20 protein-coding genes and 1 pseudogene are annotated in these 18252 nt (G+C 69.0%); 9 read left to right on the top strand and 12 right to left on the bottom strand.

Annotated features, from left to right (window positions below; all coding sequences use genetic code 11):
• The 5 genes from CDO52_RS27875 (at nt 1) to CDO52_RS25990 (ending at nt 2282) form a co-directional block, all read left to right on the top strand.
• Nucleotides 1-270, top strand: coding sequence for a hypothetical protein (locus CDO52_RS27875; protein ID WP_152471598.1), 270 nt, complete (start codon nt 1-3; stop codon nt 268-270).
• A gap of 18 nt (nt 271-288) precedes the next feature.
• Entirely contained in the window at nt 289-459 is a 171-nt protein-coding gene (locus CDO52_RS28385; protein WP_017618501.1) for a hypothetical protein, read from the top strand.
• Nucleotides 460-537: 78 nt separating this feature from the next.
• Nucleotides 538-957 carry an Asp23/Gls24 family envelope stress response protein gene (locus CDO52_RS25980; RefSeq protein ID WP_094932768.1) on the top strand — a complete coding sequence of 140 codons (420 nt, stop codon included), beginning with the start codon at nt 538-540 and terminating at the stop codon, nt 955-957.
• Nucleotides 958-1030: 73 nt separating this feature from the next.
• Nucleotides 1031-1639: a DUF6286 domain-containing protein gene (locus CDO52_RS25985; RefSeq protein ID WP_033300004.1), complete on the top strand. Its 609-nt coding sequence runs from the start codon at nt 1031-1033 to the stop codon at nt 1637-1639.
• Nucleotides 1640-1685: 46 nt separating this feature from the next.
• Entirely contained in the window at nt 1686-2282 is a 597-nt protein-coding gene (locus CDO52_RS25990) for an alkaline shock response membrane anchor protein AmaP (protein ID WP_017618498.1), read from the top strand.
• Between the two features lie 1079 nt (nt 2283-3361).
• Here CDO52_RS25990 and CDO52_RS26000 read toward each other — a convergent pair.
• Together CDO52_RS26000 and CDO52_RS26005 are read right to left on the bottom strand one after the other, a co-directional pair.
• The gene (locus CDO52_RS26000) at nt 3362-3778 is read right to left on the bottom strand and encodes a hypothetical protein (RefSeq protein ID WP_017618497.1); all 417 of its coding nucleotides are present in this window, start codon (nt 3776-3778) and stop codon (nt 3362-3364) included.
• 380 nt (nt 3779-4158) lie between these two features.
• Nucleotides 4159-5070, bottom strand: a complete 912-nt coding sequence (locus CDO52_RS26005; protein ID WP_017618496.1) for a helix-turn-helix transcriptional regulator — start codon at nt 5068-5070, stop codon at nt 4159-4161.
• 98 nt (nt 5071-5168) lie between these two features.
• On the opposite strand from CDO52_RS26005, the gene CDO52_RS26010 reads away from it, so the two are divergent.
• Nucleotides 5169-5963 carry an NAD(P)H-dependent oxidoreductase gene (locus CDO52_RS26010; protein WP_017618495.1) on the top strand — a complete coding sequence of 265 codons (795 nt, stop codon included), beginning with the start codon at nt 5169-5171 and terminating at the stop codon, nt 5961-5963.
• Between the two features lie 98 nt (nt 5964-6061).
• Here the strand turns inward: CDO52_RS26010 and CDO52_RS26015 are convergent, their stop codons facing one another.
• The 7 genes and pseudogenes from CDO52_RS26015 to CDO52_RS26035 form a co-directional block, all read right to left on the bottom strand.
• Nucleotides 6062-6853, bottom strand: coding sequence for an ABC transporter permease (locus CDO52_RS26015; RefSeq protein WP_017618494.1), 792 nt, complete (start codon nt 6851-6853; stop codon nt 6062-6064).
• Nucleotides 6850-7818 (bottom strand): daunorubicin resistance protein DrrA family ABC transporter ATP-binding protein, encoded by a 969-nt coding sequence (locus tag CDO52_RS26020; protein WP_017618493.1) that lies wholly within the window; start codon nt 7816-7818, stop codon nt 6850-6852. The genes CDO52_RS26015 and CDO52_RS26020 overlap by 4 nt, the downstream gene beginning before the upstream one ends.
• A gap of 96 nt (nt 7819-7914) precedes the next feature.
• On the bottom strand, nt 7915-8709 hold the full coding sequence (locus tag CDO52_RS26025; protein ID WP_017618492.1) for a DUF4097 family beta strand repeat-containing protein: 795 nt from the start codon (nt 8707-8709) through the stop codon (nt 7915-7917).
• 73 nt (nt 8710-8782) lie between these two features.
• On the bottom strand, nt 8783-9343 hold the full coding sequence (locus tag CDO52_RS26030) for a histidine kinase (protein ID WP_198345793.1): 561 nt from the start codon (nt 9341-9343) through the stop codon (nt 8783-8785).
• A 162-nt stretch (nt 9344-9505) separates the two neighbouring features.
• Nucleotides 9506-9724, bottom strand: a pseudogene (locus CDO52_RS29620) (proline racemase family protein); the annotation flags it as partial.
• Nucleotides 9725-9742: 18 nt separating this feature from the next.
• Nucleotides 9743-9874: a hypothetical protein gene (locus tag CDO52_RS29175; RefSeq protein WP_017618490.1), complete on the bottom strand. Its 132-nt coding sequence runs from the start codon at nt 9872-9874 to the stop codon at nt 9743-9745.
• 24 nt (nt 9875-9898) lie between these two features.
• On the bottom strand, nt 9899-11371 hold the full coding sequence (locus CDO52_RS26035) for a DHA2 family efflux MFS transporter permease subunit (RefSeq protein WP_017618489.1): 1473 nt from the start codon (nt 11369-11371) through the stop codon (nt 9899-9901).
• 145 nt (nt 11372-11516) lie between these two features.
• Here CDO52_RS26035 and CDO52_RS26040 point away from each other — a divergent pair, with 145 nt between their 5' ends.
• Both CDO52_RS26040 and CDO52_RS26045 read left to right on the top strand, forming a co-directional pair.
• Nucleotides 11517-12182 carry a TetR/AcrR family transcriptional regulator gene (locus tag CDO52_RS26040; RefSeq protein ID WP_017618488.1) on the top strand — a complete coding sequence of 222 codons (666 nt, stop codon included), beginning with the start codon at nt 11517-11519 and terminating at the stop codon, nt 12180-12182.
• Nucleotides 12183-12262: 80 nt separating this feature from the next.
• Nucleotides 12263-12613: an SDR family NAD(P)-dependent oxidoreductase gene (locus CDO52_RS26045; RefSeq protein WP_083919840.1), complete on the top strand. Its 351-nt coding sequence runs from the start codon at nt 12263-12265 to the stop codon at nt 12611-12613.
• Nucleotides 12614-13769: 1156 nt separating this feature from the next.
• Here the strand turns inward: CDO52_RS26045 and CDO52_RS26050 are convergent.
• From CDO52_RS26050 to CDO52_RS26060, 3 genes are read right to left on the bottom strand one after another with little or no spacing between them, the layout of a single operon-like run.
• Nucleotides 13770-14237: a PPC domain-containing DNA-binding protein gene (locus CDO52_RS26050; RefSeq protein WP_017618486.1), complete on the bottom strand. Its 468-nt coding sequence runs from the start codon at nt 14235-14237 to the stop codon at nt 13770-13772.
• A 54-nt stretch (nt 14238-14291) separates the two neighbouring features.
• On the bottom strand, nt 14292-15305 hold the full coding sequence (locus tag CDO52_RS26055) for an asparaginase (protein ID WP_017618485.1): 1014 nt from the start codon (nt 15303-15305) through the stop codon (nt 14292-14294).
• 37 nt (nt 15306-15342) lie between these two features.
• Complete coding sequence (locus tag CDO52_RS26060; protein WP_026125764.1) at nt 15343-16800, bottom strand: helix-turn-helix domain-containing protein; 1458 nt, start codon at nt 16798-16800, stop codon at nt 15343-15345.
• A 214-nt stretch (nt 16801-17014) separates the two neighbouring features.
• Here CDO52_RS26060 and fxlM point away from each other — a divergent pair, with 214 nt between their 5' ends.
• Entirely contained in the window at nt 17015-18244 is a 1230-nt protein-coding gene (gene fxlM / locus CDO52_RS26065; protein WP_017618483.1) for a methyltransferase, FxLD system, read from the top strand.
• Nucleotides 18245-18252 lie beyond the last annotated feature (8 nt).

The following is an 18252-nucleotide window of genomic DNA, read 5'->3' on the forward strand; positions in this document are numbered from 1 at the left end:
GTGCGCGGGCGGCCGCGCGACCAGCGCGGGGCCTACCGGGCCTGGGTCCGCGAGAACCACCCCGACCGGGGCGGCGATCCGCAGGCTTTCGCCGAGGGCCTGGCGCGATGGCGCCGGTCGCTGGGCGAACCGGGTGCCCGGCCATCAGGGGACGGCCGGGCACCCGGCGGGATCCGGGCGTTCCGGGCGCCGAGAGGGCCCGCCGCGTGGGTGCTGCTCGCGCTGCGCCGCAGGGCGGCCCGGCGCGAGCGGGCGCGGCGGCTGCGATGAAAAGCGAGGAGGGTGGCCATGTGGCCCATCGTGGGACTGGCCTACGGCACGGTACTGGCACTGGCGGCCGCGTTCGGCGGTTTCGGGGCGTTCGCGCTGGTGCTCGTACTCGGCATGGTCGGCTTTTTGGCCGGCCGCGCCTATGAGGGCGAAATCGACCTGTCCGAGCTGTTCCTCCGGCGTCGGTAGCGCCCTCGGGAACACGGGACGCACCAGGGACGCCGAAGGGACAGGGAACGGGCGAGGCCCGAGAAAGGGGGCGGTGGCATGACGGCGATCACGGCGCCCGGGCACCCGCCACGGCAGCGGGGAGGTGCTGCCGCGCACGGGCACGGCAGCACGACGATTCCCGAACGGGTCGTCACCAAGATCGCCGCACGTGCTGCTGCGGAGGTGCCGGGAGTCGGCGAGGTCAGCGGCGGTCTCGGGCGACTAGTCGGAGCCGGAGCGGGGCCCGCCCGGGTCACCGTCCGCCTCAGCGGCCGGGAAGCGGAGCGCACGGCGACCATCCGGCTGGGCATCGCCGTGCGCTATCCGCGCCCCGCCGCGACGACCGCCCGACGTGTACGGGAGCACGTCGCGCACACGGTCGAGCGGCTCACCGGGATACGCGTGGGCCGCGTCGACATCGAGGTCGTTGAGCTGCTCCGCGGAGACGCGGCCGGAGACCGGGCGCAGCCGAGATGAGCGGAGTTGTTCCGCACCGATGCGGATCGGGACCACGAGAGCGGATGCCATGCGGGACGGGGAGGACGCACCGATGACGACAACGGCGGACACCGAGTGGAGCGCGCCGGACCCGGGTACGGCCGAGCGGGCCCGCCGGGTGGCGGTGCGCGCCTTCCGGCCGTACCGGATATGGCCGACGGTGATCGCGGCGGTGCTGCTGCTCGCTGTGGCGGGCACGGCGGCGGCCGAGGTGATCTCCGCGCTGGCCGGTGTGCCGCTGGGCATCCCGTTCATCGGCACGGCGGCCCAGCGGGTCGGCGGCGCCCAGTGGAACGCCCCGGAGGTGCAGTTCGCCTCGGCGGCCCTGGCTCTGATCGGCCTGCTGCTGATCGCGGTGGCGCTGCTGCCCGGCGAGGGCCGGTGGGCGGCGCTGCACACCGGCGACCCCGATCTCATCGTCGGCCTGTCCCGGCCCGCCCTCCGACGGACGCTGACCGCGGCGGCGCTGGGCACCGGCGGGGTGGATTCGGCCAAGGTGGCGGTGCGGCGCCGACGGATCCGCGTGCGCGTACGCACCGAACTGGCCGAGACCGCGGAGCTTCGGGCGGCGGTCACCGCCACAGTGGAGGAGCGCCTGGCGGACATCGCTCCGCTGCGCTCCTACAGGGTGACCACCACCGTGCGGCGGACGAAGCCATAAACACGCGCTGGGATGACGGCGCAGAGGCGTGAAGAGGGCGAGGACAGTGGGCGAGAGGAACAGGGCGCGCCGCTCGGCGCGCGGCAACCGGTGGGGGCTGGCCCTCCTGGGCGTGCTGCTGCTCGGCGGCGGAACGGCGTCACTCGCCGCGGGCCGGGGGCTGCTCGGCGGACGGGTCGCCGAGGTGGAGATCGCCGGTACGCCGGAGCTCATCGAACAAGCAGGGGCCTGGCTGCCGTGGGCGGTCGCCGCCCTGCTGGTCCTGGTGGCGCTGCTGGCACTGCGCTGGCTGCTGGTCCAGCTGCGCACCGACGCGGTCGGGCGGATCGCGCTCGGTGACCACGACGCCCGAGGCCGCACCGAGCTCAGCTCCAAGGCAGCGCGGACGGCCTTCGAACGACAGGTCCTCGACATCCCGGGCGTGCGCCGCGCCCACGCCGCCGTGACGGAGTCGGCCCAGCGGCCGCACCTGCGCCTCGACGCCACGGTGGACGAGGACACCGACGTCGAGAACGTGTGGCGGCGCCTCCGCGCCGAGGCGCTGCACGACATGCGCACCGCCCTGGAGCTCGACCGCCTGCCAACTGTGGTTCGGCTCTCCATGGCCGCCCCGCCTCGCCATCCAAGACACCGACCGGCCTGACCGACACACGAAGCCACCCTGGAAAGCGGCACCTTGGGGATGGGGGACCCCTCGTGCCGCCCTGTGCCCGGCCCCGGTCGACCGGCCGAGGCCGGGCACCTCGTGTCCTGGCACAGAAACACGTGAGCGGTCGAAGCGCCCCGCGCTCCCTGCGGGGGATTGGGCCAGCGGATGCGGCCTACATGATCCATGCGGGCGCCGCCTACCCATCGGGACGCGCTCCGGCGCGGGGCACACCGTTCACGGTGGCGATGCGCCGACGGTGCGGCCCACCCCGCCGCCGACAGCCGCACGCTGCGGTGGATAAAGGTCGTGTGGCACCACCTTGCTTGGTCGCTAGGTGCGTGAACGGCCCGAGAGTGGGCCGGGCGAGCCCTGGTCGACTTTTCGTCTTTCCGTCTCACCGGCGACGACGCCGCGAGGTTCTCCTCGCTCCGACCGGTGCCGTCCGACCCATGGTTCTCGGGGACCGTTCCCGGAGAGGCCGCGCGAGACCGCGAACGAAGACGTCACGCGGCGATACGGGAAATGGCGATCCGGAGTGCCGAGTCGTGCGGCGTTCCGGCGACCGTGGCTTTGCTCGCCGACGATCCCCTGGAACGGCTCCGCGAGGACGCCGAGGACCTGTCCGCCTGCCACACAGTGTTCGCAGCCATTGACGACGGCCCCGCCGCTTCCTGGCCGCGGCCGCGCGAGGCGACGACACCTCTGGCACTCTCCGGCCGACATTCATCCCCGGGCTGTCCCGCCGCTCCGCGACTCGGGCTCGGAGCGACGGCGTCCGGGTGCGCATGAGCGAGAGGAACATCGGACGGGGAGGTCGACTCATAGGGTGCGCGGAAGGCGAGGCGCGCTCGCGCGGTTGCACAATCCTCCGGCACCACCCGGACCGGCGCCCCCGCTTCCATGGACGACTCGGCTTCAGCACCTCACCTCGCACTCAAGAAAGACCTGGCCTGAGTGCCACCGCGGAATCATCACGGGTCGCCTGGCACCCGGCGAGCTCGTCGGCCAGCCCCGGGCCGGCCGACGAGGAAGGCCCATCACTGTTCCAGAACCGGACGCGCACCGGCGTCGTGTCATCGGCCCGGAGCGGAACCGGGTCGGCGCGAGCGACGGACCGGCGCTTCAGGGCGGCCCGCGGTGACGGCACTGGCGGCGCACAGCACGGCCCAGCCTCCCGCCATCGCCACGCCCAACACCCGGGACACTGGGCTCGGCAGGGACCGGCCCAGGAAGAACGCGTCGCCCGCGTCCGACACGGCGCGGGCGGCGATCAGCCACCGCAGCGGAGCACCACGCGGCGCGACGACCATACCCGCTCCCACGGCGACGTCGCGGAAGCCGATGAGCTCGATCAGCAGACGCGTCCGCGGCGGCACCGTGCCGTCTTCTTCGGTCAGGCCGAGTGGACGCGCAATGATCTCCGGCCGGGCCGCGGTGGCCGCACCGAACACCGCCGTGGCCGCACCGAGCAGCCGCGCGAGCCGTGCCATGGTCCGTCTCCTCTCCCCGCGTGGCCGTACACCACCCGACGCTATCCCCGCCGATCGAGCGACACCATCCCCGCCCAACGCTCGCCGAAGCGGCCCCGTCCATGTGCGCTTCCGTGTTCGCGACGGGGTGGAGGATGGGCTGGACGACGGTGCCCCGAAAGCTGCGCCGCACCATGGCCACAGCACATCGAGTATGGAATTCCCCAGGCGGCGGGCCCGGTGCGCAAGAGCCGGACCAGGATCCTGCCCGTCCCCCGACGCACACGTGTCACCCGCGGCACCGCCGACCTGCCAAGCCGCGTCGACGCCGTCCACCTACGTGTAGCCTCCCCGGCTGCGCGGCCGATCCCCGGCGCCGCCCGACCGCTTCTTTCCACACCTCATCCGGCACACGTCACGGTGGCCTCCGCCGCCAGGCGGGCCAGGGCCTTCGCCTCTCGGCTCCCCTCCTCGGCGCTGAACACGTGCACCACCAGGCCTGTCTCGCCGGGTGCCTCCGGGACGTGCAGGGTCTCGCACTCCAGGGCGATCTCCCCGATCGCCGGGTGCCGCAGTCGCTTGCGTCCCGCGCCGCACATCATCACCTCGCCGGTCTCCCATAGGCGGCGGAACTCCTCGCTGCGCTCTGACAGCTCCATGATGAGCGCGGCCAGGCAGCCGTCCTCGGGGTAGCGCCCCGCGGCGACACGCAGCAGGCCCACCGCCTCGGCCGCTCGCTCCTGCCACTCAGGGAGGACGTCGCGCGACGCGGGGTCGAGGAAGAGGAACCTGGCGTTGTTCGGGTCGCGGCGACCGGGGTGCCCCAGGCCGCCCATCAGCTCGGCGCCCAGCACGTTCCAGGCCACCATGTCCAGGCAGTGGTTCGTCACGTAGGCCGGAAGCCCGACCATGGCGTCCAGGGCCCGCTGTAGCAGGGGGCTGACCTGGAGTCGGGGCGCGGGGCCGCCCCCGGCACCGGCCAGGGTCCGCAGGTGTCTCCGCTCGGCCGTGTCCAGGCGGAGCGCCCGTGCCAGCGCGTCGAGCACCTCGGCGGACGGCTGGACCGCACGCCCCTGTTCGAGTCGCACGTAGTAGTCCACGCTGATCCCGGCGAGCTGGGCGAGCTCCTCACGACGCAAGCCGCGCACTCGACGCCGACGGCTCGCCGTGATCCCGACGTCCTCCGGCGCGACGCGCCCGCGCCGCGTACGCAGGAAGGCGCCGAGCGCCCGGCGCGGGTCGCCGAGCCCGTCGATGCGGTCCCCTCTGTCCCTGTCGTCTCGGTGTCCGATGGTGCGGTCCACGCTGTCCATGTGCTCCAGTATGGGTGGCCCTCCCAGTACCAGGATCCGCCTGCCTCCGGTCAAAGGGAGTACTGGCTCCCCTCTCGCTGTCGGGCGAAGGTGGCGTCATGACCGAAAGCGCACAGCAGCCGCAGAAGAACGTCCTCATCGTCACCGCCCACCCCGAGCCCCGCTCGCTCAACGCCGCCCTGGCCGACTTCGCGGCCGAACACCTTCGCGCGGCGGGGCACGAGGTGCGGACGTCCGACCTGTATGCGATGAAGTGGAAGGCGACGCTGGACGCCGACGACTACCCCGACCATCCGGCGGACCAGCGCCTGCACGTGCTGGACGCCGCAGGGCGGGCCACGGCGGAGGGGCGGCTCTCCCCTGACATCACCGCCGAGCAGGAGAAGCTGCTGTGGTCCGACGCGGTGATCCTGCAGTTCCCGATGTGGTGGTTCTCCGTGCCCGGCATCCTCAAGGGCTGGATCGACCGGGTCTTCACCTACGGTTTCGCCCACGGCCCCGGGATGCCCCCGCCCTACAGCAACGGCGGGCTCGCGCCTCGCCGGGCCCTGGCATCGGTGACGTTCGGCGCGCACGAACCGTCGTTCTCCGACAGGGGCGTCCACGGACGGCTGAAGGATGTCCTGTTCCCGCTCCACCACGGCCTGTTCTGGTTCACCGCCCTGGCTCCGCTCGAACCGTTCGCGATGTACGACGTCAACGAGGCCCCGGATGACCGCTTCGAGCCTGCGAAGCTGGAGTACGCCGACCGCCTCGACCACCTCTTCACCGACGAGCCGATCCCCTTCCGCACGCTCGACGGCGGCGACTACGACCACGACATGCGCCTGCTCCCGGACGTCCAAACAGCGGCCACCAGCGGCCCCGACATCCACCTCCGCCCGCGCGGGTAGCGGCCCCGGCCCGCAGCACCGAGAACGCACCGCCGCTACCTCACACCGAGCGAGGAAGCGGCGGTGCTCAGACGACCCCCTGTCGGAGCCTGGTCGGGCTATCGCGCAGGGTCGCGGTTGTAGAGCCTCTTCGCCCAGATGTAGGAGGCCAGTGCGATGGCGACGCACCAGGCGACCGCGATCACCGCATTGTTGCCGATCTCGGTGCCCATCAACAGTCCGCGCAGGGTCTCGATGATGGGGGTGAAGGGCTGGTACTCGGCGAACCACCGCAGCCCGGTCGGCATGGTGTCGGTGGGCACGAAGCCGCTGCTGAGGAAGGGCAGGAATACCAGGGGCATCGGGATGTTGCTCGCGGTCTCGACGCTGTCGGAGACCAGGCCGAGCGCCACCGACAGCCAGGTCAGGGCGAGCGTGACCAGGGCGAGCAGGCCGATGGCCGCGGCCCACTCGCCGGGTCCGGCGCTCGGCCGGAATCCGATGAGCAGCGCCACTCCGGTGACGATGGCGACGCTGAGCAGCGTCTGGATGAGGGTCCCGAGGACGTGGCCGGTCAGCACCGACACCCGGGCGATATCCATGGTGCGGAACCGGGCGATGATGCCTTCGGTCATGTCCATGGCCACCGAGATGGCGGTTCCCTGGGCTGCGGAGGCCACGGCCATCAGCATGATTCCGGGGGCGATGTAGTCGAGGTACTCGGCGCGGCCGCCGGAGGCGTCGCCGAGTCCCGCTCCCATGGTGCCGCCGAAGACGTAGACGAACAGCAGCAGGAAGACGATCGGCATGCCGACGAGCAGCAGCGTCATGGACGGATAGCGCACCAGGTGCCGCAGTTGGCGGCCGAGCATGGTGGCCGAGTCACCGGTGGCGCGCGTGAGGGTGGTCATCGTGAGACCGCCTTCCGTGCGTTGTCGTCCGTGCCGGCATGGCCGGTGAGGGAGAGGAACACGTCGTCGAGGTCGGGGGTGTGCACCGACAACTCCTCGACCTCGAGGGACGCGCCGTCGACCCGGTCGAGGAGCGCCCGCAGCGACGCGACTCCGCTGTCGCCGGGGACATCGAGCGTCAGGCCGTCGTCGTCACGCGTCCCGCCGAGCGTGCGGGCCGCCGACTCCAGGTGGTCGGCCGCGGCGAAGTGCAGGCGGATATGACCGCCGGGGATGCGGCGCTTGAGCTCCGCCGCCGTGCCTTCGGCCACGAGGGTGCCGTGGTCGAGGACGGCGATGCGGTCGGCGAGCTGGTCGGCCTCCTCCAGGTACTGCGTGGTGAGGAAGACGGTGACCCCGCCGGCGACAAGGTCGCGGATGATCTCCCACATGCCGCGGCGGCTGCGCGGGTCCAGGCCGGTGGTGGGCTCGTCGAGGAAGATGAGGCGGGGCTCGCCGACCAGGGTCATCGCGAGGTCGAGCCGACGGCGCATCCCCCCGGAGTAGGTGGCGGCGGGCTTCCCGGCGGCGTCGGCCAGGTCGAACCGCTCCAGCAGCTCGGCGGCGCGCTGCCGGGCGCGGCGGCGGCCCAGGCGGTGCAGGTTCGCCATCAGCAGCAGGTTCTCCTCTCCGGTGAGGAGGCCGTCCACCGCCGAATATTGGCCGGTGACGCCGATCGCGGCGCGGACCGCGTCGGGCTCCTGGGCCAGGTCGTGACCGCAGATCCGCGCCTGGCCGCTGTCAGCGGCAATCAGTGTCGACAGGATCTTCACCATGGTGGTCTTGCCAGCGCCGTTGGGTCCGAGCAGCGAGAAGATCGTCCCAGCGGGGATGTCCAGGTCGATGCCGTCCAGCACGACGTGGTCGCCGAAGGACTTGCGCAGTCCGGTGGCCGTGACGGCCGCTGGTGGCGTGTGTCGGGTCATGTCTGCCTCGTTTCTCGTTCACCGCGATCGCGCTCCGCATGCTCACGTCACCGGAGAGCCCGCAGAGGCTCGCGGACACCAAGGGGTCAGAGGGGCTCAGGCGCGGCGGACCACGATGTCGCCGTAGACGCTGCGGGCGCGCACCTCGACGGTCTCTTCGGCGGTGCCCGGGCCCTCGGCCGCCTCCAGGGAGCTGCTCAGGGCGCCGTGCTTGGAGGAGGCGTCCAGCCAGGCCGCGGTGCCTTCGCGGACGCCGACCTCGATCTCTCCGTAGGAGGTTTCGATGTCCACGCGGCTGCGGACTACCTCGCCGATCCGGACGCTTCCGTGGGTGGCCCTCGCGTGGACGGAGTCCAGGGCGCGCTGGGCGCTGATGTGCCCGTGGGCGGTGTTCATCCGCAGCTTGCCGCTGACCGTGCCGAGGGTGATGGCACCGCTGGACGTCTTGACCACGGCGCGGCCGTCGATCTCGTGGGCGCGGATCCAGCCGTCCGTCGAGGTGAGTTCGGCGTTTCCGGTCAGCCGGTCCAGCGCGATGTTGCCGCTGGAGGCAGTGATCTCGGCGGACCCGAGGTCGCCTTCGCAGCGGACGTTGGCGTGCCTGGCCTGGGCGTGGAGCAGCGAGCCGCGCGGCAGATCGATGGTCACGTCCGCCATGCCCTTGCGCAGCATCGAGCCCAGCACGGTGTTTCCGGAGTCCTTCACCAGCAGGCGGCCTCCGGCGCACTCGATCTGGATCTGTTCGGCGACCCGCACGTCGACGTCCTTGGCGGCGTCGCGGGGGCGGACCTCGACGGTCGTGTCGGAGCGGTCGCCGGCGTTGATCTGGACGGCGCCGACGAGGAGGTCGATCTCGGCGGTAATGGGTTCGGGTGTGTCGAAAGTTGGCATGGCTGTCTCCAGGTCATGGCGGTGGTGGGCGTCTCCGCTGGTGGGAGACGTAGTGGAAATGGGGCGGGGGCGGCTAGCGGACCCAGCCGGTGTAGCCTCGTCCGACCTGGCGGCCCGCGCCCCGATCGGGCCGTCGAGCGCCGGTGTCGAGCCCGGCGGCAACTGCGCGCACCAGCCAGGCGTTGACCGACAGCCCTTCGCGGCGGGCGGCCTCCTCGACCTGAGGCTTGAGGTGGACGGGCAGGCGCAGGGTGACCCGCGACGTGCCGCCGTCCTCGGCGTCATGCGGCTGCGACTCCGCAACGGGCCCGGCCTCCGCCGCGGCCTCGCCCGACGAGGGCCGCGGCGACGCGAGGCCCCCGTCGGAGGGACCGTCGACCGGTTCGTCCGTCGGCGGTGGCGTCACAATGAAGTCAGTCTGACCCCCTCGCAGCCGAACCTCGACCGAACCAGGAGCGAAATCGCGGGTGATCTCGTCGGCGGCCTCGGAAAGCGCATCCAGTAAGGCCAGTCGCGCAGCCGGCTCCAGCGCCGCCGCCAGCCGCTCAGCGACCGCCCGAGCATCCTCGTTGCCAGCTTCGGCGGCCACCACGAGCTGGCGGCGGAGGTTGTCCACATACGGCATCAGATCCATGACTTCACTATGACGTCATCATGACGTCACGTCAAGCCGAATTTGATGCACATTGACGCCACCCCGCGTCTTCCGATGAATCACTTCAGGCTGCCCGGAGACCCCGATGACGGGTTCGCCCTGTAGTTCTGGCGTACTGTGAGGGTCGTCGCCGGACATCGGCTAACGCTGAAGCCCTCTGGCCTGACCAGGTGCTTTCCTAACCCAGAAGAAGCTGCCACCCCACATGTCACCCACCGTGTAGCCGCAAGGAAACAGGGCGTCGGGGAGGATGTGCTGGTTGACGCCGGTGATCCAGGCTCGGCCCTCGATCAAGGGGATCACGGCGTCGCGTCCGGCGGACCGGACCCGCTCGTGCAGTATGCCCTTGAACGTGATGCCGAGGACGCCCTGGCGAGATTACTCCCGGTGGGTTTCCCCGACCCGCCCGCCGAACCCGTCGCGCCCACGTCCGAGCACCGGCCCCGGCGAGGTCATGGACGAGGTGCCTGGCGCGTTGCCGGTGGCTCCGGTGATGACGTACGTGCTCACCTTTCTCTCCCTGTTCGGGAGCGCCTACCTATGCGCCTGCTGTCGCTCGCCCGCAGGATCCGCGTCGGACGCCGTGTCCAGGGCCGTCGACGGGATTTCCTGCAGGCGGCCCGGCAGCAACGGGCTGGCGGCCAGGATGACCACGGCCACCGCCAAGAGGAACCAGTTGACCTGCTGGAAGCCGCCGATCCCGCCGGATACCCCGCCCGCTCCCGCGGCCGCGAGGATCAGGGCGGCGCAGGCGACGCCGAGTGCGCCGCCGAGCTGGTTGAGGTTGTAGAGCACGGAGCTGCCCTGCGGCACCTTCTCGGCGGGCAGCGTCCGGTACAGGGATCCCATGGTCGGCGCACCCACAGCGCCCAGACCGAATCCGATGACCAATGCCGCCAGGGCCGACCACGCCTCCCCGCTCTCGGCTCCGATGCGGGTGAGAGCGAACGCGCCCGCCGCCGCCAGCACCGCGCCGCCCTGTACCAGGCTGCGCGCCCCCAGCCTGTCGCTGAGCCTCCCGGCGATGGGCATCGCGAAAGCCGATCCCAGCCCCAGCGGGGCCACCAGCAGCCCGGCGCCGCCAGCGCCGTGATCGTGGATGATCTGGTAGTAGAGGGGCAGCGCGAAGAGCCCTGCATAGGTGCCCAGGCCCACGAGCCCCTGCACGGTCACGCTCGCGGCGAAGCTGCGGCTGGTGAAGAGGCGCACGTCGATCAGCGGCTCGGTCGTCCGGACACGCAGCGCGTGGACCACGTACCCGAAAAGCAGGGCGAGTCCGATGGAGAGCGGGGCCAGCACCGCGGGCGCAGCGAACTCCGCGTGCTCGCCTGCCTGGGTGAGCGCGAGGACGGTCGCGGCGAATCCGGGCGCCAGCAGCAGGAAGCCAACGATGTCGAGCGGCGTGCGCGCGTCCTGCTCCCCGGGCGGGTCGGTCGGGATCACGCGCAGCGCGAGCATGAAGGCGACGATGCCGATGGGCAGGTTGATGTAGAACATCGAGCGCCAGCCCATGGAGTCGAGCAGGAGGCCGCCAAGCACTGGGCCGAGCACCGGACCCAGTGACAGCACGACGCCCATCATGCCCATAACCCGTCCCGCACGGCTCGGGCCGGCGGCCCGAGCCAGGATCACCAGCACCAGCGGGTCGAGAATGCCTGCGCCGGCGCCTTGGACCACCCGAAAGAGAACGAGGCTCTCCACGCTCCAGGAGAGCGCCGAGGCGAGCGAGGCCGCCACGAAGAGGACGAGACCAAACAGCCACAGCCGCTTCACGCCGAATCTGCGGACGGCCCAGCTGGTGATGGGGATGGTGACGGTGAGCGCGAGCAGATAGCCGGTCGAGGCCCAACTGATCACGCTGAGCGAGCTGCCGAACGCTTGGGAGAGCGTGTCGGCTGCGACGGTGACCATGGTGCTGTCGAGGATCCCCATGATCCCGCCCAGCAGAGTCACACCGATCAGCCGTAGGAGCGCGGTGTCCAGGCGGTCGTCTCTGACTTGAGTCATGCGGCTCCCATTCCGCTACCAGTTCGTGCAATTTATTGAACCAATCGGTTCAAGTTAACTAACGGAACTAACTCGGGGCAACCGAATTTGGAAATATCTTGAACCGGATGGTTCAGTCTGAGGAGTAGAGCGGTACGATGCCGCTGTGAACGCAGCCAAGACCTCAGAAACGGGGAGCCGCAGCAGCCCCCGCGGGCGCATCGACAAACGGCAGGCGATCCTGGACGCCGCGTTCCGAGTCTTTGCCCGGGACGGGTACGGACAGTCCTGCGTGCGCGAGATCGCAGATGAGGCCAGGGTGGCCAAGCCCACCGTTTACAACCACCTCGGCGACAAGGAGACTCTCTTCCACGAGGCCTTGCAGGCGGCCGTGGGCCGAACAGTCGATCGATCGCTGGCCGCGCTCGACAAGCTGCGCGGATCTGAGGGCGACCTGCGTGCCACGCTGGAAGAGGTAGGGCACCTACTGCTGCAGAACCACTGCTGCGCCGAATCGCAGGCGCTACGCCGACTGCTCAACGCCGAAGCCGCACGCTTCCCCGACCTGTTGAACGAGATCCAGAGTGCGGGAGCCCAGCGCATCCAGAACGCCCTCGCCGACCGCCTGGCCCGGCTCGCACTCGCCAAGCGGCTGAACATCGCCGACCCCGAACAGGCGAGCGAGCAGTTCCTCGCGCTACTCACCGGTCCCATGGAGCTGCGTTCCCGGCTCGGGACCCGACAGGTCCCCGACACCGAGCTGCGTTCCGTGGCCGGAGCCGCCCGCGACACCTTCCTGCTCGCCTACGCGCCCCAGGGCGAGGCCGACTGAACCGGCCGGGAGAACGCAGGGCGAGAAGTGACGAGCAGCGGCCGGTGCGATCCGCATGTTTTCAAGGGAGGACGGTAGTCATGGCCACTGCACTGATTGCTGATCCGGACAAGGGCCTCGGCCTAGAAACCGCCCGAAGGCTGATCGCCGCTGGCCACACCGTCTTCCTGGGTTCCCGAGACCCGGAACAGGACCGGTCGGCAGCGGAGGAGACAGGCGGGCGCGCCGTTCAACTCGATGTGACCAGCGACGCCTCAGTCCGGGATACGGCGAACACGATCGCGGACCAGACCGGACACCTCGACGTCCTGGTCAACAACGCCGGAATCACCGGACCGCTCCAGCCACACACGCGGGACACACATCCCATCGGGATTGGGCTTCGTCGATTCGTTTCCGAACTAAGCCGAGCTTCCGCACATGCGTGCTAGAAGCCCCCAAAGACAGCGCTTATGTGAAGAGAGTAACCATGCAGCTTCTGATGACGTGTGCCCGGTGTAGAAAGCGCATGTATTCTTGGCGGCGTCTACCTTGTGCAGCGCTGCACAAATGCGCTGGCCAGCGAGGACATAGGCAAAGCCCCGACACGGCTTGGGAGGCAGCGCCGGGGCTTTACCATCTGCGGCCGACCCCCCCTGCGGGGTCGGCCTAGCTCTTGGCCACGTCGATCAAGAGCCTGACCAGCACTTCAAGGAATCGCCAGAAGTCTGGCAGCTTCCAAAACTGGTCACTGGGCTTCGGCTCCATAGCCCTCCTTCTGCCATACGGTTCCTAGTGCAACCGGCTGTCGGTGACCGCCAGCGCTAGCGACCCGTCGGTCACCTGCGGCAGGGAGGCGTCAAGCTTCCGCCAAAGCCAACGTATCGCCACTGGGGCTGGCCGAGGACTCAACCTTTTCGCGAAACTGCACGTCAGGGCCAATAATGGCCAATTTCGCAGCGGCTCACGCGTTCCTGACCAGCACCTTTAGGAACCCCTTTCTAACAGGGTTGCAGCCCACCCCCACAGAAGTGTTATAAGTCACATTCTAGAGAGCTGTGCTCATGCCGCCGACTGTGCTGGCACACTCTCGTGCGACCTTGGTGGCGAAGGAGTAGGTGGGAGGAGGAAACCGGATCGCTTGTACATCTACCGTTTAATTAGCTTCGACCATGCGTTCGCACCTGCCGTGCCACCGTTGTGGTCACGGCAGGTCACGGCCACGACGTCGCGGCCCTGGCCGAGGCCACGAGTGAAGGCATGCCGTTCGAAGAGGTCATCCTCACTACCGGTGGTGGTCCACTCCTTGAGAATCCTAATGTCGTCCGGGGCGAGTGACAGCATCCGAGCGAAGCCACGAATCGTGTGCGGTGAGCCGGGCCATCCCGGGGCACACCGCAGTCAGGTCGGCGCCCCTCCGGCGCTCCTCGGCGGTGAGCCTTGCGAGCTCGACCAAGAGCGGTCTGGTGGTGTCATACCGCCTCAGCAACCCCTTTGACCGGCAGCGTTGCTACGACGACATGACGCCAGCCTGCAACGTGGTTGATGCCGTTATCGGCTAGGACAGAGGGAAGACAGGTGTTGAGGCGCGTGTTTTAGCGTCCCCATTTATTCTTCGCGATCGAAGTGAAGGAGAGGCACGTCATAGAGCGCAGGGTTCGGTATCCGCCGCATTTGTGGCGAGGTGATCTCGACGAGAACCATCTCGGTGAGGAACTGGACCTCGGCGGCCAGGAGGTGGCTGGTGTGTCCGGTAGCGCTGTGTTCCTTGAGGCCGACGGAGACGTGGACGTGGGGCGAGATCGTGTCATTGGCCTCGTCGTGGGCGATGGTGCCGCCGCCCACGGCCTCGACGTTGGTCAGGTGGACCTTTGACCAGACGGGCGCTAGTGGATCGGTGAGCTGCTCACAGGTACCGACGATGTCGACGTGCGCGAAGCCCGCGATGAACATCGGGATGTAGCCCTGGCGGACGTTGTTGGTACGGCAGAACGCGTTCAGAGTCTCGAAGAAGTTCTCGCCGTGGTCGAAGACGACACCGAAGGTGCGGCCCGGGGTCAGTTCATGGCTGCGCACGTCGTTCCTCGTTCCTTTCCGTCGCGGAGCAGAGGGGAGATGGTGGTGGCCAGGTCAGCCCTGGCCGTAGGCTCCTGCCCTCCTGAACACCTCGGCGATCGATCCACCGTCATGACCAGTGGCCAGGAGTGACCAGAGCAGGATGCGCGACTTTAGTGGGTCCAGGAACCCGGCGCGGATCAGCCCCTGTTCCAGCAGGTCGCTTTCGGAGCCGGGGAACCCGTAGGTGGAGGACAGGCCGGGGCCCGAGCCGGCACGCGAGGCAAGGACGACCGGGATGTGTTCGGCTAGCTCGCTGAGAACCGGAACGAGGCCCTGCGGGACGTGGCCGACGCCGAATGCCGCGACGACCAGGCCGTCCGCCCACGCGGCGAGATCGTGAACGAGGGCGCCGTCGTCGCCGAACACAACGGTCACCAGGGCCACGCGGGGATCGGTGTGCAGTGCAGTGAGGTCGAGGGTGGCGCGGGCGGCGGGCAGACGGCTGAGGAAGTGCGGGTTGCCTTCGACGAGGTGGCCCAAGGGGCCGGTATTGGGGGACTGAAAGGTGTGGCCGCTGGTGGCGTGGGTCTTGCGGACGTGGCGCGCGGCGTGGATTTCGTCGGCGAGCACGACGAGCACCCCGTGGTCCCGCGAACCCGGGTGGGCGGCGGTCTGCACGGCCGCGAGCAGGTTCGCTGGGCCATCGGCTCCGGCCAGGGTGGGGTTGCGCATGGCTCCTGTGACGACGACCGGCTGCGGCGCAGTGTGGAACAGGTCGAGCAGGTAGCTGGTCTCCTCGATGGTGTCGGTGCCCTGGGTGACCACGATGCCATCGACGTCACCTGAGGCCAGTCGCTTGTCGATGTCGACTGCAAGAGCGGTCAGATCTGCGAAGCCCAGCGATGCACCGGGCAGGCGCCGAAAGTCGTTGACCTCGATGTCGATACCGGTGTCAGCGAGCCCGGGAACAGCGTCGAGGAGCTGGGCGGCAGACAACGAGGGGACGACGCCGCCCACGCCAGCCATCGCGATGGTGCCGCCCATGCCGTACACCGCTACCCGGCGACGAGGAACCTGGTTCTGCATTTCCGCTTCCTTCCGCGCCGATTCCTGTGCGGGCAGCCTAACGCTTTACCAAGGCCGCTTTTCCGAGGAATCTGCAGGCGCGGTCGATCCCGGTGGTGCTGAGAAGTCGGCTTGATGGGACGAGCAATCCCGCGATTCCATAGGTGCTGAGCTCGGCGCATCGGCGCACCAACCAAGACCATTCCACGTTCAGATAGTCCGCGAACGCACGCAGCCGCTCGTGGGGCGTGGGAGCGTCGATGACTGAGTGTGCGCTGGCGTAGGCGGTGATGTCGGTGTACTCGCGCACCGTCGCCATGCTGTCGGTTGTGTCCACATGCCAGATGCCGTCCGTGCCCAGCCAACTGGCGATGATCGCCCAACGGTAGGGATCGAGCACGAACCCCTCAACCGTGCTGTACTCGGGATCGCTGCATACCTGAATCCGGATCCCGAAGGACTCCATCAATGCTGCCGCAAGGACGATCAGGAACCGTTCGGCCTGGGGTGAAGATCCGACGAGTAACTCGGGGATGCAAAATGAGCGCGTCGCTCCGGTCGGGAACCTCTCGGACAGGGCCTTGAGGTAGCTGTACTTGTGGGCGAACAACAGCCACGTGCTGGCCTCCTCGCCGGTGCGCTCACGCGTCCAGAAGTCAGGGGTGGAGGTGAGGCGGGAGGATTGGCGGAGGATGTATCGGGCGCAGAAGTCCGAGCCCATCCACAACTGGGAGACCGCAGTCAGCTCCGCGGCCATGTCCCGTCCGGCCGAGGAACGAGGAAACTTCTCGAAGTTGTCGAGTTCGGACTTGCGCTCGGAGATCAACGCATCATCGAACAGAAGCGCTCTGTCCAAGGAGCTCGCCGCCCACAGCAGACCTGTGGTGAGGTCATCGAGGACATACGCCCCGGGAATGCTGATGTCGGCCGTGCCGGGTGCTTGTCGGAGTCGGCGGCGTTTCCTGCGGGCATCGATCGCGACCATCGCGGGGCCGTCCGCATCGTCGTGGATTCCAACCAGGAGTTGGGCTTGGACGGGCGTCACGGCAGCGGGCGGTTCCTCAATGCGGATCTTGTCCTCCCGCCGAGTCGCTCGACTGATCTGCACTTCGATCCGTGCACCAGCGAAGAAGCGGCCCGAGGCAGTTTTCAGATAGCCCTCCCCGCCGGGTTCGGCCGCACCGTGCAGTGACACGTTCGGCCCGGTCACTGCCGTGGGCCCCGAGACAGCTTCGGGAGCCAGGCTCACAGCTTGGCGCTGGTGGGCGTCCAAAAGTGGCCAGGCGCGGCTGAGAACGCCGCCGGTGTCGAGGATTTCGTCGAGTTTGTAGGCGAGGCTGCTCGGGCAAGCGCGCTCAGCGGTTTCGATCTTGCCGATCATGCTGCCGCTGATCCATACCCGTTGGCCGAGTTCCTTTTGGGACATGCCGCGTTGCAGTCGCCAGTGACGCAGCTCGGCACCGAACCAAGCACCGATGGAATGACCTGGTCGTAGCGCTTTGAGTGGCTGAGGCACCGGGGCACCTCCGATGAGAGTTGATGCGGACAGTTCCTGCTGTCCGCATCAGCATCTCGACTCGTGCCCCTGAGCGCCACCAAATTGGGAACTGCGGTCAGCCGCACGTTCGGGCAGGACGTGAGAAGCATTCATAGATGTGCGGTTGCCCGGGTTCTAGCAGCGCGGCAAGCCTGTGGCGTATCGGCCATCGATCCCAACGAGGAGCACCCCAATGAGCGAAAACGCGACCATCGACCCCGGCCGCGCCGAAGAGTTGCGGGACCAGGCCGTCACCCAGCTCGTCACCGACGGCACGATTGTCTCTCAACGGGTCGAGGCCGCCATGCGCGCGGTTCCCCGTGAACGATTCGCGCCCGAAGCCGCCTTGGAGGACGTCTACAGCCCCTATGGCGCGGTGATCACCAAGCGGGATGAGCACAGGGTCGCGGTCAGCTCGGTGTCGGCCGCCCAGATCCAGGCGATGATGCTGGAGCAGGCTGACCTGCGTCCGGGGCACCGGGTGCTGGAGATCGGATCAGGCGGGTACAACGCGGCGCTGCTCGCCGAGATCGTCGGCCCGGGCGGTGCGGTCACCACAATCGACATCGACCCCGAGGTCACAGAGCGCGCGACTCGGCTCCTCAAGGAGAACGGCTATGAGCGGGTGCGCGTGGTGCGCGCCGATGCCGCCCAGGGGGTTCCCGAGCACGCCCCTTACGACCGAATCCTGGTGACTGCAGGGGCCTGGGACATTCCACCGGCCTGGATGGACCAGCTCGCCGCTGGTGGGCGGCTCGTGGTGCCCCTGCGAATGCGCAACCTCACCCGATCAATCAGCTTCCTCAAGTCCGGCGATCACCTGACCAGCACCTCGGCCCGCATCTGCGGGTTCGTGCCCATGCAGGGCGCCGAGGAGCACCGCGAGACGCTGGTGCTGGTCAACGGAACTGAGGAGATCGCTCTGCGTTTCGATGACGAGGTGCCCGCTGACCCCCACCAGCTGGACAACGCGATACTCCACCCCCGTGTCGAGACCTGGACCGGGGTCACCGTTGGCCTGCAAGAGGTCATCGACACGCTCCAGCTGTACCTGGCCACACACTTGCCCGGATTCTGCATCATGGCCGTCGACCCCAACCTGGACACCGGGCTGGTCTCACCGAACAACCCCCGCTTCTCCCTGGCCGCCGTCGACGACGACACCTTCGCCTACCTCGTCACCCGCCGCACCCCTGAGGAACAGTCGGTCGAATATGGCATCCACGCCTACGGCCCTCACGGGGCGGCGTTCGCCGACGCGGTGTCGGAACACGTGCGCACCTGGGCACGCGAACAGCGCGGCGGCCCCGGACCGCGTATCGACGTCTATCCCGTCTCCGCTGATGTAGCGGCGGACCTGGTCATCACCAAGATGCACACCCGCGTCACATTCACCTGGCCCCCGGCCACCGCTGCGGGCTAGGCCATCTC

The organism is Nocardiopsis gilva YIM 90087 (assembly GCF_002263495.1).
In the GTDB taxonomy this organism is placed as follows: Bacteria; Actinomycetota; Actinomycetes; order Streptosporangiales; family Streptosporangiaceae; genus Nocardiopsis_C; species Nocardiopsis_C gilva.

Excerpts from the sequence above, each read along its gene's own strand:
- CDO52_RS28385 (WP_017618501.1), top strand. The coding sequence starts at position 289 with ATGTGGCCCATCGTGGGACTGGCCTACGGCACGGTACTGGCACTGGCG.
- CDO52_RS25980 (WP_094932768.1), top strand. The coding sequence starts at position 538 with ATGACGGCGATCACGGCGCCCGGGCACCCGCCACGGCAGCGGGGAGGT.
- CDO52_RS25985 (WP_033300004.1), top strand. The coding sequence starts at position 1,031 with ATGACGACAACGGCGGACACCGAGTGGAGCGCGCCGGACCCGGGTACG.
- CDO52_RS26000 (WP_017618497.1), bottom strand. The coding sequence starts at position 3,778 with ATGGCACGGCTCGCGCGGCTGCTCGGTGCGGCCACGGCGGTGTTCGGT.
- CDO52_RS26005 (WP_017618496.1), bottom strand. The coding sequence starts at position 5,070 with ATGGACAGCGTGGACCGCACCATCGGACACCGAGACGACAGGGACAGA.
- CDO52_RS26010 (WP_017618495.1), top strand. The coding sequence starts at position 5,169 with ATGACCGAAAGCGCACAGCAGCCGCAGAAGAACGTCCTCATCGTCACC.
- CDO52_RS26015 (WP_017618494.1), bottom strand. The coding sequence starts at position 6,853 with ATGACCACCCTCACGCGCGCCACCGGTGACTCGGCCACCATGCTCGGC.
- CDO52_RS26020 (WP_017618493.1), bottom strand. The coding sequence starts at position 7,818 with ATGACCCGACACACGCCACCAGCGGCCGTCACGGCCACCGGACTGCGC.
- CDO52_RS26025 (WP_017618492.1), bottom strand. The coding sequence starts at position 8,709 with ATGCCAACTTTCGACACACCCGAACCCATTACCGCCGAGATCGACCTC.
- CDO52_RS26030 (WP_198345793.1), bottom strand. The coding sequence starts at position 9,343 with ATGGATCTGATGCCGTATGTGGACAACCTCCGCCGCCAGCTCGTGGTG.
- CDO52_RS26035 (WP_017618489.1), bottom strand. The coding sequence starts at position 11,371 with ATGACTCAAGTCAGAGACGACCGCCTGGACACCGCGCTCCTACGGCTG.
- CDO52_RS26045 (WP_083919840.1), top strand. The coding sequence starts at position 12,263 with ATGGCCACTGCACTGATTGCTGATCCGGACAAGGGCCTCGGCCTAGAA.
- CDO52_RS26055 (WP_017618485.1), bottom strand. The coding sequence starts at position 15,305 with ATGCAGAACCAGGTTCCTCGTCGCCGGGTAGCGGTGTACGGCATGGGC.
- fxlM (WP_017618483.1), top strand. The coding sequence starts at position 17,015 with ATGAGCGAAAACGCGACCATCGACCCCGGCCGCGCCGAAGAGTTGCGG.